At 53.1% G+C, this 25,161-nt stretch carries 27 protein-coding genes and 1 tRNA gene; 12 read left to right on the forward strand and 16 right to left on the reverse strand.

The genetic code is table 11. The features are described 5' to 3' along the window. Window positions 1-53 precede the first annotated feature (53 nt). From B5D39_RS07350 to B5D39_RS07360, 3 genes are read right to left on the reverse strand one after another with little or no spacing between them, the layout of a single operon-like run. Complete coding sequence (locus B5D39_RS07350) at window positions 54-779, reverse strand: hypothetical protein (RefSeq protein ID WP_208610556.1); 726 nt, start codon at window positions 777-779, stop codon at window positions 54-56. Further along, window positions 776-1,351 (reverse strand): hypothetical protein, encoded by a 576-nt coding sequence (locus B5D39_RS07355; RefSeq protein ID WP_078789815.1) that lies wholly within the window; start codon window positions 1,349-1,351, stop codon window positions 776-778. Before B5D39_RS07355 ends, B5D39_RS07350 begins: the two co-directional genes overlap by 4 nt. Before the next feature lie 13 nt (window positions 1,352-1,364). Continuing rightward, window positions 1,365-1,550 (reverse strand): hypothetical protein, encoded by a 186-nt coding sequence (locus tag B5D39_RS07360; protein ID WP_078789816.1) that lies wholly within the window; start codon window positions 1,548-1,550, stop codon window positions 1,365-1,367. A gap of 227 nt (window positions 1,551-1,777) precedes the next feature. On the opposite strand from B5D39_RS07360, the gene B5D39_RS07365 reads away from it, so the two are divergent. Together B5D39_RS07365 and B5D39_RS07370 are read left to right on the forward strand one after the other, a co-directional pair. Continuing rightward, the gene (locus tag B5D39_RS07365; RefSeq protein ID WP_078789817.1) at window positions 1,778-2,197 is read left to right on the forward strand and encodes a hypothetical protein; all 420 of its coding nucleotides are present in this window, start codon (window positions 1,778-1,780) and stop codon (window positions 2,195-2,197) included. Window positions 2,198-2,262: 65 nt separating this feature from the next. Beyond that, window positions 2,263-3,729, forward strand: coding sequence for a tyrosine-type recombinase/integrase (locus B5D39_RS07370; protein WP_078789818.1), 1,467 nt, complete (start codon window positions 2,263-2,265; stop codon window positions 3,727-3,729). 76 nt (window positions 3,730-3,805) lie between these two features. Here B5D39_RS07370 and B5D39_RS07375 read toward each other — a convergent pair. The 4 genes from B5D39_RS07375 to murI all read right to left on the reverse strand — a co-directional run bounded on the left by B5D39_RS07375 (window position 3,806) and on the right by murI (window position 5,936). Next, window positions 3,806-3,880, reverse strand: a tRNA-Gly gene (locus tag B5D39_RS07375). A gap of 101 nt (window positions 3,881-3,981) precedes the next feature. Then, window positions 3,982-4,503, reverse strand: coding sequence for a hypothetical protein (locus tag B5D39_RS17345; protein ID WP_244161373.1), 522 nt, complete (start codon window positions 4,501-4,503; stop codon window positions 3,982-3,984). Window positions 4,504-4,515: 12 nt separating this feature from the next. Next, window positions 4,516-5,109: a GerMN domain-containing protein gene (locus B5D39_RS07385; protein ID WP_078789819.1), complete on the reverse strand. Its 594-nt coding sequence runs from the start codon at window positions 5,107-5,109 to the stop codon at window positions 4,516-4,518. Beyond that, window positions 5,109-5,936, reverse strand: a complete 828-nt coding sequence (gene murI / locus B5D39_RS07390) for a glutamate racemase (RefSeq protein ID WP_078789848.1) — start codon at window positions 5,934-5,936, stop codon at window positions 5,109-5,111. Before murI ends, B5D39_RS07385 begins: the two co-directional genes overlap by 1 nt. A gap of 234 nt (window positions 5,937-6,170) precedes the next feature. On the opposite strand from murI, the gene hrcA reads away from it, so the two are divergent. The 6 genes from hrcA (at window position 6,171) to B5D39_RS07420 (ending at window position 11,761) form a co-directional block, all read left to right on the forward strand. Beyond that, the gene (hrcA, locus tag B5D39_RS07395; protein ID WP_078789820.1) at window positions 6,171-7,205 is read left to right on the forward strand and encodes a heat-inducible transcriptional repressor HrcA; all 1,035 of its coding nucleotides are present in this window, start codon (window positions 6,171-6,173) and stop codon (window positions 7,203-7,205) included. A gap of 46 nt (window positions 7,206-7,251) precedes the next feature. Further along, window positions 7,252-7,797 carry a nucleotide exchange factor GrpE gene (gene grpE / locus B5D39_RS07400; protein ID WP_078789821.1) on the forward strand — a complete coding sequence of 182 codons (546 nt, stop codon included), beginning with the start codon at window positions 7,252-7,254 and terminating at the stop codon, window positions 7,795-7,797. Window positions 7,798-7,883: 86 nt separating this feature from the next. Then, window positions 7,884-9,815 (forward strand): molecular chaperone DnaK, encoded by a 1,932-nt coding sequence (dnaK, locus tag B5D39_RS07405; protein ID WP_078789822.1) that lies wholly within the window; start codon window positions 7,884-7,886, stop codon window positions 9,813-9,815. An 86-nt stretch (window positions 9,816-9,901) separates the two neighbouring features. Beyond that, window positions 9,902-11,035, forward strand: a complete 1,134-nt coding sequence (gene dnaJ, locus B5D39_RS07410; RefSeq protein WP_078789823.1) for a molecular chaperone DnaJ — start codon at window positions 9,902-9,904, stop codon at window positions 11,033-11,035. Between the two features lie 70 nt (window positions 11,036-11,105). Beyond that, complete coding sequence (locus tag B5D39_RS07415; protein WP_078789824.1) at window positions 11,106-11,441, forward strand: hypothetical protein; 336 nt, start codon at window positions 11,106-11,108, stop codon at window positions 11,439-11,441. 8 nt (window positions 11,442-11,449) lie between these two features. Then, window positions 11,450-11,761 carry a cytochrome C gene (locus tag B5D39_RS07420; RefSeq protein WP_078789825.1) on the forward strand — a complete coding sequence of 104 codons (312 nt, stop codon included), beginning with the start codon at window positions 11,450-11,452 and terminating at the stop codon, window positions 11,759-11,761. 79 nt (window positions 11,762-11,840) lie between these two features. On the opposite strand, the gene B5D39_RS07425 is transcribed toward B5D39_RS07420, so the two are convergent. After that, window positions 11,841-13,718: a cytochrome c3 family protein gene (locus B5D39_RS07425; RefSeq protein ID WP_078789826.1), complete on the reverse strand. Its 1,878-nt coding sequence runs from the start codon at window positions 13,716-13,718 to the stop codon at window positions 11,841-11,843. 188 nt (window positions 13,719-13,906) lie between these two features. Here B5D39_RS07425 and B5D39_RS07430 point away from each other — a divergent pair, with 188 nt between their 5' ends. Both B5D39_RS07430 and B5D39_RS07435 read left to right on the forward strand, forming a co-directional pair. Continuing rightward, window positions 13,907-15,829: a sensor histidine kinase gene (locus B5D39_RS07430; RefSeq protein ID WP_161947445.1), complete on the forward strand. Its 1,923-nt coding sequence runs from the start codon at window positions 13,907-13,909 to the stop codon at window positions 15,827-15,829. 73 nt (window positions 15,830-15,902) lie between these two features. Beyond that, window positions 15,903-17,240 carry a sigma-54-dependent transcriptional regulator gene (locus B5D39_RS07435; RefSeq protein WP_078789828.1) on the forward strand — a complete coding sequence of 446 codons (1,338 nt, stop codon included), beginning with the start codon at window positions 15,903-15,905 and terminating at the stop codon, window positions 17,238-17,240. A 69-nt stretch (window positions 17,241-17,309) separates the two neighbouring features. Here the strand turns inward: B5D39_RS07435 and B5D39_RS07440 are convergent, their stop codons facing one another. The 8 genes from B5D39_RS07440 to trmB form a co-directional block, all read right to left on the reverse strand. After that, the gene (locus B5D39_RS07440) at window positions 17,310-17,969 is read right to left on the reverse strand and encodes a transposase (RefSeq protein WP_208610557.1); all 660 of its coding nucleotides are present in this window, start codon (window positions 17,967-17,969) and stop codon (window positions 17,310-17,312) included. 134 nt (window positions 17,970-18,103) lie between these two features. Then, complete coding sequence (locus tag B5D39_RS07445) at window positions 18,104-18,589, reverse strand: hypothetical protein (protein WP_078789829.1); 486 nt, start codon at window positions 18,587-18,589, stop codon at window positions 18,104-18,106. A gap of 39 nt (window positions 18,590-18,628) precedes the next feature. Then, window positions 18,629-19,411: an enoyl-CoA hydratase-related protein gene (locus B5D39_RS07450; protein WP_078789830.1), complete on the reverse strand. Its 783-nt coding sequence runs from the start codon at window positions 19,409-19,411 to the stop codon at window positions 18,629-18,631. Continuing rightward, window positions 19,386-20,300 (reverse strand): sugar phosphate isomerase/epimerase family protein, encoded by a 915-nt coding sequence (locus B5D39_RS07455; protein WP_078789831.1) that lies wholly within the window; start codon window positions 20,298-20,300, stop codon window positions 19,386-19,388. Before B5D39_RS07455 ends, B5D39_RS07450 begins: the two co-directional genes overlap by 26 nt. Continuing rightward, complete coding sequence (locus B5D39_RS07460) at window positions 20,297-21,508, reverse strand: putative nucleotidyltransferase substrate binding domain-containing protein (protein ID WP_078789832.1); 1,212 nt, start codon at window positions 21,506-21,508, stop codon at window positions 20,297-20,299. Before B5D39_RS07460 ends, B5D39_RS07455 begins: the two co-directional genes overlap by 4 nt. Then, complete coding sequence (locus B5D39_RS07465; protein WP_078789833.1) at window positions 21,508-23,037, reverse strand: sodium:solute symporter family transporter; 1,530 nt, start codon at window positions 23,035-23,037, stop codon at window positions 21,508-21,510. Before B5D39_RS07465 ends, B5D39_RS07460 begins: the two co-directional genes overlap by 1 nt. After that, complete coding sequence (locus tag B5D39_RS07470; RefSeq protein WP_078789834.1) at window positions 23,037-23,387, reverse strand: DUF4212 domain-containing protein; 351 nt, start codon at window positions 23,385-23,387, stop codon at window positions 23,037-23,039. The genes B5D39_RS07465 and B5D39_RS07470 overlap by 1 nt, the downstream gene beginning before the upstream one ends. 18 nt (window positions 23,388-23,405) lie before the next feature. Then, on the reverse strand, window positions 23,406-24,035 hold the full coding sequence (gene trmB, locus B5D39_RS07475; protein ID WP_078789849.1) for a tRNA (guanosine(46)-N7)-methyltransferase TrmB: 630 nt from the start codon (window positions 24,033-24,035) through the stop codon (window positions 23,406-23,408). A gap of 122 nt (window positions 24,036-24,157) precedes the next feature. Here trmB and B5D39_RS07480 point away from each other — a divergent pair, with 122 nt between their 5' ends. Then, entirely contained in the window at window positions 24,158-24,412 is a 255-nt protein-coding gene (locus tag B5D39_RS07480) for a hypothetical protein (RefSeq protein ID WP_078789835.1), read from the forward strand. Then, window positions 24,393-25,160 carry an enoyl-ACP reductase FabI gene (locus tag B5D39_RS07485; protein WP_078789836.1) on the forward strand — a complete coding sequence of 256 codons (768 nt, stop codon included), beginning with the start codon at window positions 24,393-24,395 and terminating at the stop codon, window positions 25,158-25,160. The genes B5D39_RS07480 and B5D39_RS07485 overlap by 20 nt, the downstream gene beginning before the upstream one ends. Window position 25,161 lies beyond the last annotated feature (1 nt).

Raw genomic sequence — 25,161 nt, forward strand, 5'->3', positions numbered from 1 at the left:
GCATTTAAAATACTGCGTATTTAACTCTACCATTTTTTTGCTCATGGAGCAGATCAGACCATGGCCGTTCTGGCCTCTGCCAGTACCAAATCGTAAATCAGTTTACGATACCAGCGCATGATGTATTTTGCCTCATGCAGCAGGCGATGGGGCAGGTATCTCGACAACGCTGCCGTGTCCGGCGCATAGTGCGGCACCGCCATGGCTAACCTTTTCTGTGTCAGTGTCGGTGATGAGAATATGTCTCCTGTATAAATGGCTATCCGGTCCGGTTCTACCGCTACAATCAGCTCCTCACCATCGGGAGCATTGGTATGGCTGATGATCGATAGACCGGATTTACCTCGATCAACCGGTTCCCAGCCGGGCACCGGCCTGCTCGCCCAATCTTCAAGCAGTGGCTCGGTCCGGCGTTCAATACCGATATGGCTAAGATCATCATCATGAAATGCCGACCACAGTGCCTCGCCCCAGGGCCACCCATAGTATTCATCGCAGGACATTATATCCACACCGCCAGGATACAGTCTCAAAAACGGCTGGATATAGCCGTCTACCACCTCATCAGGGTTCTGTGTGGCATAGGTTGCCAGTGTTCGCGGAGCTGATGGGCCAGCCTCCATGATCGCTACGATCACGCCATGACTCTCAAACCAACGAAAGCGGTCCTGTCTGACCCGGGCTCGCGCCAGTCGCACTGATCCGACCCGTTTGATCTGCGCTAAACGCCATATGACCCGGTATGGTGGCCACCGATAATCACGACAGGGCAAATTCATTGAACACCGCCGCGCAATACATCCTGTCGGATATGTAGCAGACATATCAGATCAACTCGCGCATCATGCGTGTCATCCAGCTGGATCAGCAGTGTTGCCAATTTGCGATTACGCTGCTGTGCAACCAACCATACAATCCATCCAATCAGCATGCAGAGCATTACAAACGTCATGCCTACCATGGGATTGAATGGGATCATAACCAACCCCACTATCGCTACCAGCATAAACAACCTGTCGAGGCGGACAGCCTGTTTTGTATGTGCATCCATCATGCCATGGATAATCTCATTGATCAGCCCGTCACAGTGGTCGACAATCTGGCCTGATGCCCATGCAACACCAGCACCACAGGCCCGTTTAGCCTGACAATTGGCAACCCGATTCAAATAGTCCAATTCATTTTCTTGAATCCTGATTTCGAGCAGCAGTGGTCGCCAGGACAGAACTTGTCCATCCGCTGGTCCTGACAGCACTGCATCGTCAACAACAACCACCCGTAGAGGCGACACAGAACTGGGCTGATGTCCGTTTCTCGACAGTAATGCCATGTTATCGACAGTAGTACCCATGAAATCCTCCCCTCTACGCCCTGACAGTGTCTGACCGGAGATGGCTGGCAGCTACAGCAACATGAGCCAAAAGCGCCAGGCAGCCAACGCATACGGCTGGCGTATACCAGTGTCCAACAGCCAAAAGGTGGGCTGGCAGTAGGCTGTATTCAGCTAACCAGCGTAGATGTTCGGTGTAGCGTTCCAACAGTTCGGTCATGGGACCTCCTTACAATAATTCAGTATACATATAATCAGCATGCTGAATTATATCATATCCATTGTTTTTTAGAAATTCTTCTGAATAAAAATTTAATTATTTTTGCCTCAAATCATAACACGCTAATATCACAAGAAATAAATCTTTGGCCTCGACTGGAATTTTCGATCTGGTTTTTGCTTTAATAGAATTCATCAGGCAACAGCATTAACGGACAGGACGGCTCATTGGCTCTGGTAACCACCGACATACTGACACTGGCTGAGTTCAGTGAGCGCAGAAAATTGGGGCGGACCTCTATTTTCCAGCGAATTAGGGATGGACACTATGTCGATGGTCTTGATTACATCTCGGACGGATCAGAAAAGAAATTTTTCTGGCCATGCCGTGAAATGGTGATGCGCGACCAATTGCTTATGCAGATGGGGATGGGAATGACTGTTGCTCAGGCAAACGCAGAGCCAAACTCTGCAGAGGAGTTGATGGTTGAAGCTGCATTAACAATCCAGCCTCAAATAAAATCGACTGAGGATCTGATTAAACCGAAGGCGAGTCGCAGAGGAGGATTGTCAGATATCGCAAATTCACGATCTGGTGGTCGAAAACCTGCATTTCAGGTAAAACGGTCGACTATACAGGCGGCATAATCAGGCGTATCCTATTTAGGCGAACGAAATTCGTCTGAGGGGGTGTGCCATGGAAAGGACATAAAATGGAAGTAAAACATACATTTGGCAACATTAGGGTAGTACGTGGGTATCTGCATATTGACTGTAGGATTTATAAAGAGCGCGTTCGTATGACCAGCGGCATGGAGGATACGCCAAGCAATCAGCGAGATCTGGCTGTTTTTTTGAACGACGTTGGAGCTGCCCTAAAAAACAAGAGCTTCAGATTCAAAGAATTTTTCCCGGATGCTGATCAAGAGATGTTGGACAAGTTCGTAGCAATGGAACGGTCGCTCTATGGCGTGCCTGTTGTAAAACCAGGTGATGTTACCATCAGCGAATATGCGGACAGCTGGCTGGAGGAGGAGAAACAAACGATCCATGCTTCTATGAAAATTGATTACACGGATCTCATAGAATCAAGAATTAAGCCGATGATTGGGCACCTGACATTTGCTGAGCTAACCTCATCCACACTGAAGATGTTTGTTCGTAATCTTAAACATATCAGCGGGAAACGTCAGGGCCAATACCTGTCGGCGGTGAGAATGCGAAACATCCTCAATCTTCTAAGGAAGATGTATCAAGAGGCCTGCTCAGATTACAAGTGGCCGTATGCTGATCCATTTCAACCGGCATTCCGGCGGATCAAAAAGATTGAAGCGCTTTTCGATGAAGACGGCGACGTCAGGCATAAACCGCGTGAAGTATGGCTGCTGAGTGAATGGCTGAATTTCATTATGCATGTGCCGATACATTATCGGCCTCTGTTTGAGGCTATGCGGATGGGCATGATTTTCTCTGAGTTAAAGGGACTCAAGAAAGATTGCATTCACGATGACCATATTGAAATCAAGCGATCCTACTCCCGCGGTGTCCAGAAAAACCGGGCAAAAACGACATTCCGGTCGCGTGAGCTAAGACTGGGGTCAAATTTTAACAACATTATGCAGCAGGCAGCAGAATCTTCCCAAAGCGAGTATGTGTTTACCATGGAGGATGGCAAAACTCCCCTCAATTACACAACTATTTTGAAACGGATCTGGGGCCCGGCATTGAAGGCCGCAGGCCTTCCGCACCGAAACATGTACAGCCTACGCCACACGTTTGTCGGTTGGATGGTTCTGCTAGGGGTAGATTCAACGCGTCTGAAAAATCTGACGGGACACTCGTCACGTTCAACGCTGACCGAAGACACATACGGTGATTTTAGGGAAGGTTTGCTGGCAGAGAAGGAGTCTATCCTGGAACACCTGGGACGGGATATTCTGGATCCTGAGGAGTTCAAGCGGTCGTTCCCGCATATCTACTTGCAGGAGCTGGGTTTTGATCCAACTCCGGCAACAGGAATGTCTCCAGAGGCTATAAAAAAACTCGCAAGCATGTTAGCAACAGAAATGCATGAGGGGCAGCAGCTGTCTCATCTGCAGTCAGCGGTTGTGCAGCCTGATTTTTCCAAGCTGAACTTCGGCAAGGCTGACAGCTATGCTGATGCAAACAGCCAAAAATAGAAACCCCGGATTGTCCATTTTGGGTCAAAAAATGGTCAAAATCCGGGGTCGCATCACCGTAAGTGATTGTTTTTATTGGAGCGGGAAACGAGATTCGAACTCGCGACTTCAACCTTGGCAAGGTTGCACTCTACCACTGAGTTATTCCCGCTTGGTGAGAAAAGTTATTTAGCAAATGTCGGGATAAGAGTCAATATTTTTTTATGGTATTTCTCGCTGAGCATGAAAAAAGTTGTCAATATCTGGTTCTTGTTATTTTGATGCGCCAAAGAAATTAAGGATTGCGTCATCCAGGCTGACAGCATCTTGTTTTTTTGTGGGTGCTTCGGCTGCTTTGGGTGGTTCTGTTGCGTTTGTTGATGTTGTCTGTACCGCTTCCTGGAAGAGCAGATCAACGCCACTGGTGGCCACTGAGGTATCTACTACAGGAGCGACTGGCGGTGGAGGTGGAGCAGAAGGAGTGGTGCTTTCCTGCTTTGGCTCCACAGGCTTTGCTTCTGCTTGCTGGGGGGCGCCAAAAGCCTTTTCGTCAAACTCACCGCCTTTCAGGCGGCGGAGCATATCTTTGTGTTGTTCCTTCATCAGGTCTTCTACAACCGCTTCCAGGTTGTCGATTCTGAGGATGTCGGCGTAGCTGGTTTTTTTTGAACAGAGGATCACACCTTCCCGGTACAGCAGGGTGATGATATGGGGGTTTTTAACGCCGCTGTCTTCGGTCTGGATATGAAACACAGAGTCTTTGTAGTTGATATTATGGTTGTAGCCCAGCAGCATGGTTGGTTTCCTCTACTTTTTCCCCTGCTGTGGTGTTGCAGCAGGCTGCGGCTCCAGAGAGTAATCAGGTTCCAGTGGCTCGGACAGGTCGAGGTGGCGCAGTTGCGATGTCTGGTTGCCATCAAGGGTGATCTTTACACGCTGTATTTCCGGCATGTTGTTGCAGATCGTGTTGACGATTGCATAGACCGCCATCATTTCAGCTGAGCTGCCCGGCTCCAGTGATTCAGCAAAGTCTTTACTCAGATCGACAGTAGCCAGATTATCTTCAATTTTAACGCTGTTGATTGTGGCCCACTCAGGAATAACAGCAGTCAGTTCGCCTACCGGGCCGACAAACAGCTCTTCCAACAGTGAGCGGAGGCAGGTGGTCCGGTCTTCACAGGCCTCAACTTCACGGGCCTCCCGGATCAGGTGGGATTCATCATCACCAAAAAAGAGCGTTACCTTTTTGGTTACAGCCGGTCCTTGTTTGCCGGGAGGGGCATCGGGGAGTTGGCGCGCTTCCTGATATTTTTGCCAGAATAGCCCGCCAAATACCAGGGCAATCAGGATAAAGGGTACTATAACATCAGCGCCGATGCGTTGTTTGTGTTGTATCGCCATCAGTCTTTCTCCGTGCTAAGCCGACAGTCATCAAGTGAAACCTGGTACACATCCCCCAGCTTGCCGCCCAGGAAACGATTGCCTACTCGTATAAAGCCGGCTGGTACATCAGTGACATAATAGTGGTGGTTGCCCAGTTCTGCCGGTGGGCGCAGCATGTTCTTTGCCTGCAGGATGGACGCCACAGTGCGGGCGGTTTCTTCGGCAGAGTCCACCAGGGTGACCTCCGGTCCCATAACCTCGGCTATGATCTTTTTCAGCAAGGGATAGTGGGTGCAGCCCAGCACCAGTGTATCAACCTGTGCTTCCCGAAGTTCTTCAAGGTAGAGTCGTGCGGTCATTAGCGTTACATCATTGTCAATCCAGCCTTCTTCGGCGAGGGGAACAAAGAGCGGGCAGGGTTTGGCAAGCACAGAAATCTCTGGATTCAGACGCTTGATGGCCCGGGAGTAGGCGCTGCTGCGGATGGTGCCGCTGGTGCCGATGACGCCAACAACACCGCTACGGGTTACTTCTGCTGCCCGTTTTGCTCCGGGCTCTATGACACCGACCACCGGAACCGGCAGAGAGCGGCGCAGGGTTGGCAGTGCTACGGCAGAGGCGGTATTGCAGGCGACTACCAATAGCTTGATATCTCGTTTGATCAGGAATGAGGCGATCTCTTGGGAGTAGCGGATAACCGTGTCCGGTGACTTGGTTCCATAGGGAACCCGTGCCGTATCACCAAAATAGATGGTGTCTTCCTGGGGCAGGGCTCGGGTCAGTTCACGCAAGACTGTTAAGCCACCTACTCCGGAATCAAATATGCCGATTGCCTGCCAGGACACCGCGATCATCCTCCTGTATTTATTTGAATAACTATATATATAGCGTTTCTTTCCGGCAGGCAAGCTCTTTACTGGTTTTTTGCGGCTGAGTCCTGTCCTGGTTTGTTTGAATATGGCCTTGACAAATAGAGGCCTGCTGATTACCTTGTGACCTGTTAGCACTCAACTTTATAGAGTGCTAACAGAGCGCTTATACGGCTGATAGCAGGGAAAGAAACGGGTAAAGGATGTGTCATGGTTGATCTGACACTCTCACAACGAAGCAGGCAGATTCTGGAGGCGATTGTCGAAGACTACATCGCCACAGCTGAGCCGGTTGGCAGCAGCGCTGTTGCCCGGCGTCATGCCCTGTCCCTGTCTTCGGCCACGGTGCGTAATGTCATGGCAAGTCTTGAAGAGCTGGGGCTGTTGGCATCGCCCCACACCTCTGCCGGACGGATTCCCACCGACAAGGGCTTTCGTTTTTATGTTGATTCCCTGGTCGGGTTACGGACGATTACCCATACGGAGAAAAAAGAGATCCTGAAGCGTTGCCGGGAAACCGGCGGTAACCTGACCGACCTGCTGCGTGAGGCCAGTCGGACTCTTTCAAGTCTTTCAAACTATACCGGCATTGTGGTGGCGCCGCGTTTTACCACCAGTCTGTTTCGCCAGATTGAGTTCATCAAGCTTGGTTCCCGACGTGTTCTGGCCATTCTGGTTACCTGTAGCGGCGCTGTGCAGAACCGGATCATAGAGGTTGATCAGGATTTTATGCCTGAAGATCTGGTCAGGATGTCCAACTACCTGAACAGTACCCTTGAAGGTCTCTCCATCAGTCAGGTGCGGGAAAAGATTCTGGCAGAGATGGAGCTGGAAAAGAACCGGTATGATCAGATGATGACCAAGGCGCTGAGCCTGTCACAACAGGCATTGCCACATGAGCAGGATGAGGTCTTCATCACCGGTCAGTCCCGGATTTTTGAGCAGCCTGAGTTTAACGATGTTAACAAAATGCGGGAAATATTTCAGGCATTTGAAGAAAAAGGCAGATTAGCGCAACTGTTGGGTAACTGCATGCAGGCGCAGGGGGTCCAGATCTTTATCGGTTCAGAAACCCCTTTGAAAGAAATAGCCGGCATGAGTCTGATTACCTCTACCTATATGACCGATGCCAACACCATCGGACTGATGGGGGTGATTGGTCCGACCCGGATGGGGTATTCATCAGTCATTCCGATAGTTGATTATACGGCACAACTGGTCAGCCGCTTGCTGACAGAACGATAACGAACGCTGCGAGATGCAGGCTGTTCTGAAAGGATAGTTTGATATCATGGATAAAGAAAATCTTGATGCACAGACAGAGCAGGAGCCGGTGGTTGAAGCTGGCGAGGTAACACCGGAGCAGATGATTGCTCAACTGCAGGAGCAACTTGCAGCAAAAGAGCAGGAGGCAAAAGATAACTGGGACAAGCTGCTGCGTGAGCGCGCTGACCTGGAAAACTACCGCAAGCGTGCCTCCCGTGAAAAGGAAGAACTGCTGAATTACGGCATCAAGTCGCTGGTGGAAGAGGTGCTGCCGGTATTGGATAACCTTGAGCGCGCCCTTGATCATGCCAATGAAGATGGCCTGCCTGCCCTGGTTGAAGGGGTCAAGATGACCCATACCCTACTGCAGACGGCACTGAAGAAGTTCGGGGTCTGTGCGGTGGATGGGAATTGCGGCACGCTGTTTGACTCGGCATTCCATCAGGCCATGGCCCAGGTGGAGACCAGCGAGCATCCGGCCAACACCATTGTGCAGGAGTTCCAGAAGGGCTACCTGCTGAAAGAACGCTTGCTACGGCCATCCATGGTGTCGGTTGCCAAGAATCCCTAGATTTATTTTCAGCTACCCCTTGTTTTTTTAAAAACCAATACCCACGTTGATTATTAGAAGACATTTTTGGAAGGAGAATTACACTCATGAGTAAAGTTATCGGCATTGACCTTGGAACCACCAACTCCTGCGTAGCAATCATGGAGGGCGGGGAGCCGATCGTTATCGCCAACTCTGAAGGCAGCCGTACCACCCCTTCAATGGTGGCTTTTACCGAGGCAGGTGAGCGGATTGTTGGCCAGCAGGCCAAGCGCCAGGCAGTCACCAACCCGGAAAATACCCTCTTTGCTATCAAGCGTCTGATCGGCCGCAAGTTTGAGACTGAAGCGGTCAAGAAGGATATCGCCATTTCCCCGTTCAAGATCGTCAAGGCAGACAATGGTGATGCCTGGGTTGATGTACGTGAGAAGAAATATTCTCCGCCGGAGATCTCGGCCATTATTCTGCAGAAGATGAAGAAGACCGCTGAAGACTATCTGGGCGAGACCGTGACGGATGCAGTTATTACCGTACCGGCCTATTTTGATGACTCACAGCGTCAGGCAACCAAGGATGCCGGTAAGATTGCCGGTCTGAATGTGTTGCGGATCATCAACGAGCCGACCGCTGCTGCCTTGGCCTATGGTCTGGACAAGAAGAAGGATGAGAAGATCGCCGTGTTTGACCTGGGCGGCGGTACCTTTGACGTATCCGTACTTGAACTGGGTGACGGCGTGTTTGAGGTGAAATCCACCAACGGAGATACCTTCCTGGGTGGCGAGGACTTTGACCAGAAGATCATCGACTGGATCGCTGACGAGTTCAAAAAAGATCAAGGCATTGACTTGCGTGGCGACAAGATGGCCCTGCAGCGTCTGAAGGAAGCAGCAGAAAAGGCCAAGTGCGAGCTGTCTGGCTCCATGGAAACTGACATCAATCTGCCGTTCATCACGGCTGATGCCAGCGGTCCCAAGCACCTGAATCTGAAGCTGTCCCGTGCCAAGCTGGAGTCGCTCTGCGATGATCTGCTGCGCAAGCTGGAAGCCCCCTGCCGTACTGCTATGAAGGATGCCGGTCTGTCTGCATCCGAGATCGATGAAGTTATTCTGGTGGGTGGTATGACCCGTATGCCGGCGGTTATGCAGCGTGTACAGGAAATCTTTGGCAAGGTACCGAACAAAGGGGTTAACCCTGATGAGGTTGTTGCTATTGGTGCCGGTATCCAGGGCGGCGTGCTCAAGGGTGATGTCAAGGATGTGCTGCTGCTGGATGTAACCCCGCTTTCGCTGGGGATCGAGACCCTGGGCGGTGTGCTGACCCGGCTGATCGAAAAGAACACCACCATCCCGTGCCGCAAGTCCCAGACCTTCTCCACGGCTGCTGATAACCAGCCTGCGGTTTCCATCCACGTACTGCAGGGTGAGCGTGAAATGGCCCGTGACAACAAGACGCTGGGCAACTTTGAACTGACCGGTATTCCTGCTGCACCCCGCGGCGTACCACAGATTGAAGTGACCTTTGATATTGATGCCAACGGCATTGTGCATGTCTCTGCCAAGGATCTGGGTACTGGCAAGGAACAATCGATCCGTATCACCGCCTCGTCCGGCCTGTCCAAGGAAGAGATCGACAAGATGGTTAAGGATGCCGAGTCCCACGCTGCAGAAGACAAGAAAAAGCGTGAGGCGATTGAGGCCCGTAACCAGGCAGACTCCATGATCTACAGCACCGAAAAGTCACTGAAGGATGTTGGTGATAAGGTGGATGCTGTTGAAAAAGGCAATATCGAGAATAAGATTGCCGACCTGAAGAAGGTCATGGACAGTGACGATGCAGAAGTGATCAAGAAGGCTACTGATGAGCTGGCCCAGGCTGCCCATAAGCTGGCAGAGGCGATGTATGCCCAGGCCCAGCAACCGGGCGCTGATTCGTGCGGAAGTGACTGCGGTGCAGATTGCAGTGGTGGCCATCAGGAAGGCAGTGCAAAGCCTAAGGATGAGAAAGTCGTTGATGCGGACTTTGAGGAAGTAAAGAAGTAGTCGATACGAACGTATCCGGCTGTAATGGTAGGGGCGGGTTTTAGACCCGCCCCTATATCTGTATTCTGACTGATAAGGATTGAAGCGTGGCAAACGGCGATAAGCGCGATTATTACGAGATACTCGGCGTCCATAAGAACGCCTCTGAGACAGAAATCAAGAAGGCCTTCCGCAAGCTGGCAATCCAGCACCACCCGGATAAAAACCAGGGGGACAAAGAGGCTGAAGAAAAGTTCAAGGAGGCCACCGAGGCCTACGAAGTCCTTTCCGATGCCCAGAAACGGGCCCAGTATGACCAGTTCGGTCATGCCGGTGTATCCGGTGCCGGTGGTTTCTCTGGTGGTGGGTTTGGCGGTGGATTTGGGGCCGGTTCTCCCTTTGGAGATATCTTTGGCGACATCTTCGGTGACATCTTCGGCGGTGGTAATGGCCGTCGAAGCCAGGGGCGGCGGGGCGATGATCTGCTCTACAATATGGAGATCTCCTTTGAAGAGGCCGCTTTTGGGTGCGAGAAGAAGATTGAAGTCCCCTATGCCAAGCGCTGCAGTACCTGTAACGGCTCCGGTGCAAAGCCGGGTACTGATCCCAAGATCTGCCCCACCTGCCGTGGTGCCGGTCAGGTGCGTTACCAACAGGGTTTTTTCAGTGTTAGCAAGACCTGTGGGCAGTGTAACGGTGAAGGCAAGGTGGTTGATGATCCCTGTCCCGATTGCCGTGGCAAGGGAAGCATTAAGGATACCAAGACCCTCTCGGTCAAGGTGCCGGGCGGCGTTGAAACCGGTTCCCGTCTGAAACTTACCAGCGAAGGTGGACAGGGGGTTAAAGGCGGACCCAACGGTGATCTGTATGTGGCGATTTCCGTTAAAGAACACCCACTGTTCCAGCGCGAGGATGACAATGTTATCTGCGAGATCCCGATCAGCTTTGCTCAGGCAGCCCTGGGCTGTGAGATCGAAGTGCCGACGCTTGACGGCAAAGTATCCATGAAGATCCCCGATGGCACGCAGTCTGGCAAGATCTACCGTCTGCGGGGCAAGGGTATTCCTTCACTGCAGGGCTATGGCCGTGGGGATCAGCTGGTGGTTGTTAAGGTTGAAACTCCCACCAATCTGAATAAAAAACAAAAAGAACTGCTGGAGGAGTTTGCCAAGATCAGCGGCGAAGAGGCCCATCCAATGAAGAAGGGTTTCCTGGATAAAGTGATGGATTTCTTGAGCTGATCTGGCGGGACAGTTGCCCGAAGAGTCTTTTTGCGTTAGCATGATTGTATTCTGGCTGGTAGGAGGTGGTATGGAAAAGCAGGAAATGGTTGAAAAAACGGTGGAAGCCTTACGTCCCTTTGAAACCCAGAACCTGATGAACACCATTCAGAACCTGACCTTGCAGCAGATTTTTTCCAATTGGGTCTTTTTGCTGATAACGCTTGGTGTCCTGTTTTTCGGCATCTACAGGAGATCAAAAACAGTGTTGTTAACCCTGTTTTTCCTGGTGGGGCTGATTGTAATGGTCAAGTTTGCCATGCCTGCCCCCGGTACAGAGCTGGGGTTAAAAAGCCTGATTCCTTTTGCCGCCTTTGGTCTTGGAATCGGTGGGGTGATTGTTTATTTTCTGTTTATCAAGGATTAGGTGCAGGTATGAAGATTGAAAAGCGGGATTGGTTCTTTATTGCCCTGGTTGTTACAATTCTTGCCATATTTATTGCTATTTCCGGTAAAGAAAAAACCAAGCCGGTGCCCAATAATGCTACCCACAAGCAGGTCTATGAGATTGCGTATAAAAATGCCCCTGCAGCAGATGCTTCTCTCTTTAAAAAGGCATTTTTCAGACCGGCCAAAAAAGATGCAGAAAAGTTCTGTGAGCCGTGCCACGCCCAAAACAACATCAAACTGCCACCGAACCACCCTCCCAAGCATCGCTGTCTGTTCTGCCACAAGCTGGTGAAATAAAAGTTGTTCTCATAGCTGAAACTGCTAACGGCCACCCCAGAAAAGGAGTGGCCGTTGGTGTTTGTGCTGTTCTGTCCGGCTACTTTTGTTTCAGCATCTGCTTTGCCATGGCCAGATTATGGTAGGCAACGCTGCGAATCTCTGCTGTCTTGGGGTCAGCCTTTTGTTTGTCCAATTTAGCCAGAAATGAGTCAAGTTCCTTACGGGTCTTGTCGGTCCTGGCCTTGTTGTACGGCAGCTCAAAGTTGATTCCCTTTACATCCCAGGCTGTGGTGGGAAGCACGGCAAACGGGGCGATATCCTGCAGCTTGCGGTTGGGGGCCAGTGAAGGCTGTTCCCAGGCAACGTTGCTGAACCGGATACCGTCTTTGTCTGCACTAATTGTGTAGCTGCCCTTGAATGGTTTGGTCACATCGCGATCTTCAAAGTAACTCCACTCTGATTTGCCCACCTGGGCTTTGCTGTCATGGCAACTGCCGCAGTTGCGGGGCTTGCCCATGGCATGGCTCAACTTGTCCATCTGGATCCAGAGAATGGCCATGTTGCCGCCAGACAGGTCATTGCGGGTACCAACCACAATATAGGCATCATTCACATCAGTTGCGGAACGGGCCACCTCAAAGGTGACCGGCTCACCGATCTTCGGGTTACCCGCTACGGTGCGCTGCGGGATTGCCCGGAACAGTAGTCCGGTGGGGCCAAGCTCTGTGGTCTGATTTAATACTGCCATCGGATAGGGCTTAACCGGAATATAGCGTCCGGCTGCGTTTTTGATGATGGTCGGCAGGTCACGGGTGCCGTAATATTCCTTGTGTTTACCGTAGGGGGTCTCTACCCCGTAGTAATGTCCCTGACCCCAGAATGTATACTGGTACGCGCCGGACACCGTAACGTGACAGGAGGCGCAATCAACCTTGCCATGGCTTGAACTTTGCACCGCTTTCACGATCTGGCCGTGGCAGTTTTTGCAGGCGTTGCGGGCATCGTCGGCAGCCAGGTGGCCGAACTGGTGGTTGGCCGGCTTGTGGCAATCAAGACATTCCAGACCTGCCTTGACATGGGCACCCTGGGGCAGGTTGGCCGGGAAGGCGTATTCACCCCGGACATACCCTGCACCGCGGCGTCGGTCCATCGGTCCGGCATGGCAGATACTGGCCCTGCCGCCACCATAGCAGCTTGGGGTGTCCGGTTTGCCAAAGGAGTGGGTGCCCTTGCCTGCCACCGGTTTGAAGTGACAGTCATTGCAAGAGGCATGGCACATATTGCAGGAACGCTCCATGGCGCCGTTCATCGCCTTTGTGTAGGGTACAGAGGTGTGCTGACGAATATTTTCTCCATTCTGGCCGGGCCACATACCGCAGTTTTGCGGACCAGGCTGTTTTTCAGACCAGTCCCTGAAGGCGCGCTGGTTCTTGGTCAGCCCCTTGGCAGAGCTGTTGTACTCCTTGACCGCCTTGGCATGACACTTTCCACAGGTCTGTTCGGCAACCTTGGGGGCATAGGCCATGGTCTCAGGATCGCGGTCATGCCACTGAATACCGACAATTTTCTTGATCCCAGCAGCCTCCAGTTTTTTAGGGTCACCCTTGGGGATCATGCTGTTCATCCCCTTGCCCTTTGGTGTCAATGGTTGCAGGGCACCGGCTGCCTCGCGGGATATGGCCTGCCCCTTGTGGTTCTTGCCGGCAGCCACCAGAAACGGCGCCAGCATCCCTTTGTGGGCAGCAGTCTTGTCGCTCGTCTTGGGGTCACCCAGGTGACAGTCCACACAGCTTGGCTTGCCCTTCATACCCGCTTCCCGGTCAACCTGTGTCGGATCAAGATACATCGCCTCGGCCCCTAGCTCTTTCAGTTTTGCACGGTCGCTGTGGCAGGTAACACAACTTGAGCCTGCATCAAAGCACCACGCAACAGAGCCTGTCAGTAGCAGGATCAGCAGCAGCCCGATTGTCCTCATGATATCCTCCTTGTGATCATCTATTTCGACAGATAGGTAATACATAATGCATGCCACTATAAAAACAGCTGTTGTTTTAGGTTGTTGCGTAGTTCTCTGGAATGGGCTATGGTTGCTTGGGTGCAATTTGCACCTGTCCTAACCCCGTAGTATTTTTCTTTGGGTGCAAACTGCACCATGGAGTTGCCATGCAACGTCTTGGAATTCGTCGTAAGACCCTGATTGCCCTGCTGGGCGTGGCAGTGCCTGCCCTGATCGCCTTCTCTGCCCTGATTATCCTGACCACCGCCCATATTCTGCAGCAAAATGCTGGGCGTCAGGTCAGCACCCTGGCTAGCCGCTCTGCCCAGGGGCTGGCAGAATTGGTTGATCATTCGCAGACCACCTTGCGGACTATGGCTGCATCGCCAGAGCTTGCTGCCTTCCGTGTCGCTGCGCTTTCGGGCAGTCAGTTACAGCTGAAAACCGCGCTTGCACGGATGGAGCAGAGCTTTCTGGGGTGGCAAAAGCTTGATCCAACCCTACAGGCGATCCGCCTGATTGATCCAGCCGGGCATGTACTGGTCAAGGTCAAGGAGGGCAAGGTGAATCAGGCTGCCGGGCTTCCACAGCCGCCGTACCGAATGCCGATGGTGCATTTTGTTGGTGGCCGGGATTTCTTTCAATCTGCCCTGCAGTTGCCGGAGAACAGTATCCTGATCTCAAACCTTGAACGGGGCAAGATTGATGAGGAAGAGGCGTTCTGTCCTGCTATGGTCCGGTTTGCCATACCGCTGTTGGCAGGCGATAAACGTGTCGGTGTACTGGTGATCAATGTCTGGGGGGATCAGGCCGGTCGGCTGATCAACCGAGTCATTGCTGAGCAGGAGGGTAGCGCCTTTCTGGTGGAGCGTAATCCGACCGACAAAAAACGCAACGGCATCTATCTCTTTCATCGGGATACCACCTGCGAATTTGGCGATCAGACCGGCAGTCATCGAACGGTCCTGAACGATTATCCCCCAGAAATTACCACTGTCTGGCTGACCAGCGACCATGGTGTCACCCGTGATCCCCGCAGCCGGGATATGCTGGCCCATGCCTTTTATTCCCCCTATGCCCAGAAAGACCGGGGCTGGGTGGTGGTGGTCAATGCCAAGCGTGATTTCTTTCTGGAACCGCTCGCCACCATTGGGCGCCTGACCGGTCTGTGGGCCGTGGTGGTGGTGATTTTGGCAACGGCAGTCTCGCTCTATTTTGCCCGTTCCTTAACCCGTCCGCTACAAGAGGTGGTGGATGGGGTGCGGCGGATGGGGCAGCATCCCGCAGAGCGGATCAGTGTTACTGCCGGAGACGAGGTTGGTTTTCTGGCCACCGAGATCAACCGGATGGCAGATGCCATGCAGCAGCAGGCAGCAGAGAAGTTGCGGGTGGAGGAACAGATCCGCAACACCGAAAAACTGGCCTCTATTGGCGAAATGGCTGCCGGACTGGCCCATGAACTGAACACGCCACTGGGCAACATCAAGGCGTTGGCGGTATTAAGCCGTAAAGGGATTGAGCAGGGGGAGTGCGACCGAACGGCATTAGTGGCGGATCTGAACGATATTGCTGATCAGGCCGGCAAGTGCAGCGGTATCATTGGTGGTTTGCTCAGTTTTGCCCGGCGCTCGGAAGGTAGTCCTGCCAATCATAATCCAACAGATCTGCTGCTTGAGGCGGTTTCACTGGTGCGCCTGCGCGCCGAAAAACAGCAGGTTACGTTAAAAATGGAGGCAGGGGGTGAGTTGCCAATGCTCTTCCTGGATGGTGATCAACTGAGGCAGGTCTTTGTCAATATCCTGCTAAACGGCATTGATGCCGCGCCGGGCGGAAACATCACCATTACCGTCACACCGGACAACGATCACCTGAAGATTGACTTTGAAGACACCGGCTGTGGCATCCCTCCTGAACATCTTGACCGGATCTTTGACCCGTTTTTCACCACCAAAGAGGTGGGGCAGGGGACCGGCCTGGGGCTCTCGGTCAGCTACGGCATGCTGCAGGGGATGGGGGGGCGGATTGATGTTGCAAGCCAGCCTGGCAGAGGAACAACCTTTAGCGTGGTGCTGCCGGTGAATAATCCTTAAAACCATTGCACGCGGAGGCGCGGCTTCGCGTGAATAGCTGCCGTTTTCAGGAAACTATATCGGAGAACAGCGTATGATCAGAGTACTGGTGGTTGATGATGATTCCCTGACCTGTAAGATTCTGAGCCGGATGCTGGGGCCGGATTATCAGGTACACAGTTTCAGCAACGGTGCCGATGCGTTGGAGCATTTCAGCCATCACGGCGCTGATATTGTCCTGACTGATCTGAAAATGCCGCGCATGGGGGGGCAGGAGCTGCTGGGACAGTTGATCAAGCTTGATCCGCAGGTGATTGTCTTTGTGATTACCGGGCATTCGTCCCTGGAAAGTGCGGTTGCTGCGGTTAAGCAGGGGGCCTACGATTTTATCGCCAAGCCGTTTGATCCTGATGATGTCCTGTTGCGGATCAACCGGGCACTGAAAGAACGGCGGCTTGAAGACGAGGTCGCACTCTACCGTAGCGAACAGGAGCGCCAGCGCTCACGCCACATACCCCTCACCAGAAATCCTCAGATGCAACAGCTGCTTGATCTTGCCAGACGGGCTGCCCGCACTGACAGCACAGTGCTGATTCAAGGTGAAACCGGGGTTGGCAAAGAGCTGGTGGCACGGGCGATCCACCAATGGTCGCCTCGCAGGGAACAGCCCTTTGTGGCGGTCAACTGCGGCGCCTTGGCCGAAGGGGTGCTGGAAAGCGAACTGTTTGGTCATGAAAAAGGGGCCTTTACCGGTGCCCATGCCCGACGGATCGGCTATTTTGAGCTGGCAAGTCGTGGCACCCTGTTTCTTGATGAGATCGGCACCACCACCAACGCCTTTCAGGTGCGTCTGCTGCGGGTGCTGCAGGAACGGGTCGTACAGCGGGTCGGCGGTGGCATCTCCATCCCGGTTGACAGCCGGATCATCGCAGCCACCAACCTGGACCTGGAAGAAGAGGCTCGTCAGGGCAGGTTCCGCGCTGATCTCTACTATCGGCTGGGGGTGGTTACCCTGCAGGTGCCGTCACTTAGGGAGCGTCGTGAAGATATCCGGCTGCTGGCGGAACATTTTCTGGCCGGCCATGCCGCCATTAATCCCCGTATCACCGGTATTGCTCCAACCGGCATGCGGCTGCTGGAACAGTATGACTATCCCGGAAATGTGCGGGAGTTGGAGAACATCATTGAGCGGGCCATGATCCTGGAAGCCGAGTCTGAACTGACGCCGGAAAGTCTGCTGATCGGCTGTCAGGGTGAATCTGTCGGTACATCTGAAGAAGAACCGCTGCGGATTGATGAGGCAGAACAGGAACATATCCTGCGGGTGCTGAAGAGTTGCAATGGACGCAAACTGGAGGCCGCCCGCCTGCTGGGAATTAACAAGACAACCCTCTGGCGTAAGATGAAACGGTACGGGATTGGTGGGGACTAGCGGATAGCTGTGGTGCTATTTGCACAGTTGGCGGCAGGTAAATTTGTTTTTGGGGTTGTACAAAAAAAGTCACTGTTGGCGGAATAGTCGGAGCTCGTGGCTCTTTTTGTTTCCGATTGCATAGCTGAGCAAGGCCCCGCTTGATAGTGAAAAACAGGCGCATATGCGGGCAGTAGGAAATCCACATCTCGGTTTTTGACCTGACGATTGCGGCCAGATTTCCTGATTCTCGGAGGTATCCGGCATGCTTACGCCCGTGCCATCGACAACAATCACCCGGCAGTTATTTAGACGTCCAGTCCCTGACAACCTGCCTTGATCCTTGGCGGTATGTTCAAAGATACCGGTGAGGGTTTCTATGCTAAGCTTCTTGCGGGCTGTGCAGTAGGAGGCTGTTGATGATGAAGGAAAGGAAATCCCTCTGAGAGATGCGTAGGCTTGGAGCTTACGAATAACCTCTTTACAGCCGCCATCTGCGTCGAGTACTTGGCTAAAAAAAGCCCAAAAGGTATTTTCTTTTGAAAACAACCTTCTGCAGCTCATAGCCCCTTCCTTCTCCGGTTTGAGAAAAACCTTGGGGATGAACGTTTCAAAGAGCTCGCCTATTTTTTTGGACGATTTTTGCTGAAGTAGTGCCAGCTTTTCGGCAAGTTTCTGTGCCTCTGAACGAGGCTTACGACGGAGAGTCTGGAGATGAAAATCGGGGAACATTGGCTGTGAATTTTTCATGACACATTATGCCATTTATAGCAAATATTTTCAGCTGTTTTACCATGCTGAAATGCCTTAAACTAGCGCCATTCGGGGCTGTCCTAGACAATTTTAGTTATCTAGAACAGCCCCAAAACAAAAACAAACTCACTTTACGGTTCAATAACGAACACCCTGCTATCCACCAGAGTTTCTCTGTCAGTGTCACGATTCCAGAGATAAAATTCGATCTTCCAAGAGCCGGTCTGGCCGCTGGCATTGATAAAAACAGTGGTAAATCCAGGTTTATAAAAACCATGGGGCCCAAACATGGTGCTTTTACCGGAGGGCTCGGTCAGGCGGTATTTGCAGCCAAACTGTGGCGTTCCGAAACGGTTCAGATAGCTGTCCACCGGAGGCCCCACCAGCCAGGCGCCGAATTTCTTTTCCCGGTTGGCAAAATAACCTTGGTCATACAGCTGTTTTTGCGACCAGCGTTCACCCCGCTGGAGCACTGTGAGTACCGTGTCATACCCCTGGGACTCATCATAGATACCAACCCCCATCTCCTTCAGCTGCCACTCGACTGCTGGAGAGCTTGTCACCAGCCCACATACCAGTACCAGCACAAGTATCAGCATACGAAAAACAGATTGCATATCAAGTCTCCTTTCCAAACCAGAGTCTGCTGTCAGTGGTTAACGATCATGAAAAACCGGCGCACGTTTTTCCAGAAATGCGGCCATCCCTTCCTGCTGGTCTGCGGTGGCAAAGCTCAGGGCAAACAGATCGGCCTCGTAGCTACAGGCCCGCTGCAGGTCCATTTCCAGGCCATTGATCACCGCTTCTTTGCAGAGTTTAAGGGCCATCTGACTTTTGCCTGCCAACTTTATTGCAAGGGACCTGGCCGTGTTCATCAACTCTGCCTGAGGTACCACCTTGTTCACCAAGCCGATCCGCCAGGCTTCCTGGGCATCAATCATGTCACCGGTCAGGATCATCTCAAGTGCCCTGCCCTTCCCCACCAGACGTGGCAGGCGTTGTGAACCACCGAAACCGGGCAGGGTACCGATGTTGACCTCTGGCTGGCCGAATCGGGCATGTTCTGCGGCTATTCTGATATCACAACTCATGGCCAGCTCACAGCCACCCCCCAGGGCATAGCCGTTCACTGCGGCAATAAACGGTTTGGGGCTTTGCTCAATGGCGTTACAGATCCCATGTGCAAGCAGGGCCAATTCCCGTGCCTCAACAGGACTCAAATTTTTCAACATGCTGATATCACCACCGGCGATGAAGGCCTTTTCACCTGCTCCGGTAATAATGACCGCCCGCACCTCTGTAGAGGCTGAGAGTTCCCGCACAGCCCTGTCCAGTTCCTGTAGCGTGGCAAGCGTCATGGAGTTCATGCTGGACGGCCTGTTGACCGTTATGATGGCACTACCGTCCGCAATCTCAACCAGCAGTATTGGTGCTGTCATACCCTGTTCCTCCTTGGTCAGACCCGTTACCTTCCCCCTCGTCAATATCAACAGGTGGCATCTCAAAACGCTCCATCGCTTCAACCGGCAGCATCCCGGTTTCAACCCGCATGTAGGTCTGTAACTCTTTCAGACTTTGCAGGATGACCTCTTCATTTTTTGGAAATTCATGGGGACTGACTTCAAGGGTGACACAGCCTTTGTAATCAGTATTTTTCAGGTGGTTCAGGAAGCGGGTCAGGGGCAGGCGTCCGTGGCCAGGGATCAGGTGTTCCCGATCAAAACCATAGTCAGAGAAATGGATATTACGAATCCGGCCTGACTCGTAAAACAGGTAAAAGTCGTTGATAAAGTTGGCCTTACCTGAGCCCATGTGGGTGGTGTCAAAGGTAAGAAAGAGGTTGTGATCATGAATAAAGGTAATCATATCCCCGGTTGCAGCGAGGATATTGGGATTCAGCTTAAAGCGACCGACACAGGGCATGTTTTCGATGGTGACCAGCACCTCACCATCAAGGCCGATCTCCTTTTGGAAATCACGAATTCGATACAGCCAACGCCAGAATCCGACCTCCAGCCCCATCCAGGAGGGTGGATGAAAATTAACCAGAGGGATACCGGTATCTGCGGCAAGCTCAATACTGTGGAACAGCGATTGAATCGGACCGCCCCAGCCGTCCAGCGGCATAAAGGGGGCATGGATGGAGTTGATCGGCGCAATCTCTTGCAGCGAACGCACCACCTTAACCGGGTTTACCCGCTGGAAATCCTGGTTGATGATCAGCTCCACCCCGTCAAAACCAGCCTCTGCAGACAGCTCAAAGGCCCGGCGCATTGGCAGGGTAAACAAAGATCCGCTTGAAAGCGATATCTTCAAACCATTGCTCATGTATAGGCACCAAAACTTACCTGCAGATAGCGCTGCAGGTCTGCAACGGTTTCCAGAGAGAGTTTCAGACGTTCTGCCTCTGCTGATTTCAGGGTTGATGGCATCAGATGCAGGATATCCCGGCAGTCCTGACCGGGAATGGCGGTCTGTTCTAGGACAAGTCGATGTTCGCTGAAACAGTGCCAGGCATGCAGGGTCCGCTCTGCCAGATCAACATCCAGCTTGCTGATCCGAACCAGCCCCCGCAACCGCTCCGGCGTCCCAACCAGATCGACACCGTGCATCAGACAGAGCCCGCCAATCGCGGCTGCCAGGGGTAGAAAGGCGTGATCCAGCAGCGAAAACCCGCCCCGGTGGGGACCGCTTTTTGCAAGTTTCAGGCTACCCATCATGCCGATGCCGTTGGAGAGCGTCAGACAACGATCAACCAGATTACCAACAAAGCTCCGCTGACTGAGATACTGCTGGCACAACACTCCAAACCTGTCAGCAACCCCATTCTCACCCACCAGCACGGTCCGGTCTGCCAGACGCAGCAGTTCGATCAGCACCCGTTGATCCTGCTTGTCTGCTGCTGATTCAAAGCGGTCCTGCCACTGCTCCAAACTGCCCCGCCAATCAGGATTCTGCGGTGTTATGGTCTCTTCAAGGCTAACACCACAGACCCGCAACCAGGCCACCAGCTCCTCTCCCAACTGCAGCATCAACGCTTCAGGCACCTCGCCATCCCAGACCAGCGCCAGCTGTACCCGACAAAAACGGGTTGCTTCACGACGGCCAGCCGGCCCCATCACCACCAAGGCAACCGGTGGCAAGGGGTCTTCAATCTGATTCCTGGCCAACCGCAGGCAACAATCTGCCAAGGCATGCAAGAAGGTCTCGCTCATACGAAACAGGGCAACCGGCGAACCAAAACGGGCAAAATGCTGATAGGCACGATCGTAGAAGCCGGTCAGCAGACTGCGCAGCTGCCCCTGTTCTGAGGCATGGGCCAGTTCATCAACCAATCGCCCCAGCTCATTGCCCATGGCACTGTTTTCCTGATCCACAGCGGCTATCAGATCTTCCATCAATTCCAGCAGATGAGCAATCCCCTCAGGATGTTTCCGGGTTGCCAACCTGACCGCTGCATCGCGATAGGCAACCGCGAACTCTTCCACCCCGCGCCAGGAAGCAAAATCTTCACCTTTTGCAAGCAGCAGCGCCATTATTTCCCTCCCGTGTCGTGAACATCGCGAATCAGGAAGGCCACCATCTCATCTGAGGGGGGGCGGGTCAGCAGAGAAACCACGATCATCACTAGAATGACCACCGGCGCACCGATAAAGGCCGATGAGGTCAGCGGGAAAATCACTTTCACCAGCGGGACCAGATCCCCCAGCAATAATGATGAAAACGTAATCAAAACGCCAACCAGCATACCGGTCACCACACCGGAGGCATTGGTGCGACTCCACCAGATGCCCAGCAGAAAGGCAGGAAAGATGGTATTTCCAGCCAGGGCAAAGGCCACCGCAGCGATCTCGGCAATCAACCCCACCTGATTCAGGGAAAATGCCATCACAATCCCGGCCAGAACCAGAAAGACCCCTTTGGCCACGGTCACCTTATCGCTATCTGTGGCGCTGGGCCGGATCAGGCGTGGGTAGATATCATAGGCAAAGGCTGCTGCACCGGATTGCAACAATCCGCCAGCAGCATAAAAAGCTGCAGCCATACCGCCTGCCACCAGCAACCCCACCACCCAGACCGGCAGACCAGCCTGGATGGCTGCGGTCAAAGTCACCAGATCAGCCTGGGTTGGATCAGGCAGTTTAAAGGTGTTACCGGCCCGGGCATCAAACAGACGGGCCAGCACCCCGTAGGCCGGGGCAGACCAGTAGATCAGCGAGATGAAGAACAGGCCCCAGACTACGCCCCAACGGGCATCACGCATACTGGGAGCCAGATAAAAACGGGAAAGCACATGGGGCAGTCCGGCAGTACCAAACATCAGCGTGAAGCAGAGTGCCAGCCATTGGAAGAGCGAGATGGAGGCAAACGGCTCTGACCAGAAAAAACCGAACTGTTCCTGGAGAGTAGTGACTGCCTCGCCATAGCCAAACTGTGGCAACACCCAGAAGTAGCCCAGCTTACGATTCATGAACATCAACGGCAGCACAAAGGCGATGATCAGTACAAAGTACTGCAGACGCTGGTTTCTGATCACCCCCAGGGTGCCGGAAACCACCACAAAGGCAACCAGCAGGGCAGCGCCGGTCAGGACCGCCTCCTTGTATTGCAGGCCAAAGAGCCAGGAGACCAGCAGGGCGATCCCCCTGAACTGGGCTACGCAATAGATGACCGATATAACAATGGAAATCAGGGCCACCAGGGTACGGGCAGTGGCTGACTCATACCGGAACCCGACAAAATCAGGGGCGGTAAACTTGCCAAAACGCCGGATCTGGGTCGCCATCAACACCAGCAGCAGCACATAGCCACCGGTCCAGCCGATCACAAAGGCCATGGCATAATAGCCCTTCAGATAGAACAGACCGGCCAGGCCCAGGATACTGGCAGCGCTCATCCAGTTACTGGCAATGGCTGCCCCGCTGCCGACACGGCCACTGTAGCTGCCTGAAAAGCCATAATCGCTGGTCTGGCGCATCTTGCTGCCCAGACCGCTGACAATAAAGAGCAGAAACATGCCGGCAACCATCAGAAGCGGTATAAACTGCACACCTTTTGCCACCATCAGGGCACCTCCCCTTTTTTGCGACCGGTCGCCCTGAAACGGATGGTTCCCTCCATCCGCCGCAGCTCATGGCGATCCATCCAAAGGTTGAATATCAGGCCCAGCACAATAAACAGCAGTGGCAGAAACTGACCCGAAATCCAGAAATGGATCGGCAGGTTAAAGAAGATCAGTTCCGTCAGCCAGAAGCCATCCAGTGACTCCTCCAAAACCCATATCCCCACCTGGGTCCCCACCACCGCCAGCAGACAGGCTGCCAGCAACAGGGCGATCACCTGCACCTCACCCCGCATGGTGCCTTGCAGCGGTCTAAAGATATTGATGCTCCGCTTCTCGCCGTTATCCGACATGGCTGTACCTCCTCTGCCCTACTCCTCCGCCCGACGACGGTACTGCACAAAATAGATCTCTTTACCTTCAGCCATAAACTTCAGCATATATTTGGTACGGGGAAACCCTTCCAGATCATGGCGCCAGTGATCAGGTGCCAGCAGGTTTTCAAATCCGGCCTGACGTCGCAACAGATTAGCCACATCAACCCCGTAATCATCAAAATCAGTGGCAAAATGAAAAAGCGCCCCAGGCTTCAGATACGGTTCCATAAAACTGACAAACTCCTGGTTCACCAGCCGCCGCTTGCGCTGACAGCGCTTGGGCCACGGATCAGGGCAGTTGATAAAGACCGCCTGCAGTGAAGCCAGAGGCAGACAGCGCCGGATAAACGTGCGGGCCTCATCCCGCACGATCCTGACATTGGTCAACCCGGCCCGATCTGCCCGTTTGCAGCTCTTCAGACAGCCCTTGTTGTAGAAATCCAGGGCGATAAAATTAAGCTCCGGGTGCCGGGTCGCCATGGCAACCACAAAATCGCCAATACCGCAGCCGATCTCCAGCACCAGCGGATTATCGTTACCAAAGATCGTAGACCATGCCGGTTGTTCGTCAAGCTCCGCACCGACCAGAAAAAGAGGGGATGTAATCGGAATAAGTGTGTGCATAATCACGACTTGTAGCATAGCAGTCCTGTTTTTTCACGTCTTTTGCATGTTTGCCATTTATGCTCAGGTATGGTATAGCCTATCCGCTTATCATTAGACGCAGAAAGGGGGCATCCGGTTCAATGGAATTTGTTGGCGGATTCATGATCATGTCGATCCTGCTGGGCCTCTTCTTTGCGGCTATCTGGCTTAGTCTGCCCATGCTGTTGCTGGGGCTGCGGCGTCAAATTATGGAATCACACACAACACTTATACGGCTTGAAGGACGGATTGCCCGTCTTGAGCAGCAGATACTACACCATCAGGCCTCAGCCAACCAATCGGCAGAGGTCATTGATACGGTTTCCGGAGGAGTTGATGGGACTGTTGGAAGGTAAAAAAGCGCTTATTCTTGGCGTTGCAAATGAAAAAAGTATTGCCTGGGCCATGGCCAAACTGTTTCAGGCCGAAGGTGCGGAACTGATGCTGACCTACGCCGGTGAGGCGATTGAAAAGCGGGTTCGCCCCCTGGCTGAATCGATAGGAGCCAGCGTAGCTCCCTGTAACGTAACCAGCGATGAAGAAATAGCAGCACTGATGGATCTGGCACAGCAGCGCTGGGGCGGAATCGACATCCTGATCCACTCCGTCGCCTTTGCTGACAAGGAAGAACTGAAAGGCACCATCCTCTCCACCACTCGGGAAGGATTTGCCACCGCCCTGGATATCAGCGCCTATTCCCTGATCGGCTTATTGAAAGCAGCCCAGCCGCTGATGACCGGACGCAATGCCTGCGCCCTGGCCATGAGCTACTACGGTGCAGAAAAAGTATTCCCCAACTACAACGTGATGGGGGTTGCCAAGGCAGCACTGGAGGCATCAGTACGCTACCTTTCTGCCGGCATGGGTGAAGATAACATCCGGGTCAACGCCATCTCGGCCGGCCCGATCAAGACCCTGGCAGCAGCCGGTGTTAACGGCTTCAACCAGATCCTCTCCACCGTTGAAGAGCGGGCACCTCTGCACCGCAACATCACCCAGGAAGAAGTAGCCAAGTCTGCCCTCTACCTCTGCAGCGACCTGGCCTCCGGGGTTACTGGTGAAATCCATTACGTTGATGCCGGCTACAACATAACCGGCATCTAAC

This window comes from Trichlorobacter thiogenes (genome assembly GCF_900167465.1).
GTDB classification, from domain to species: Bacteria; Desulfobacterota; Desulfuromonadia; order Geobacterales; family Pseudopelobacteraceae; genus Trichlorobacter; species Trichlorobacter thiogenes.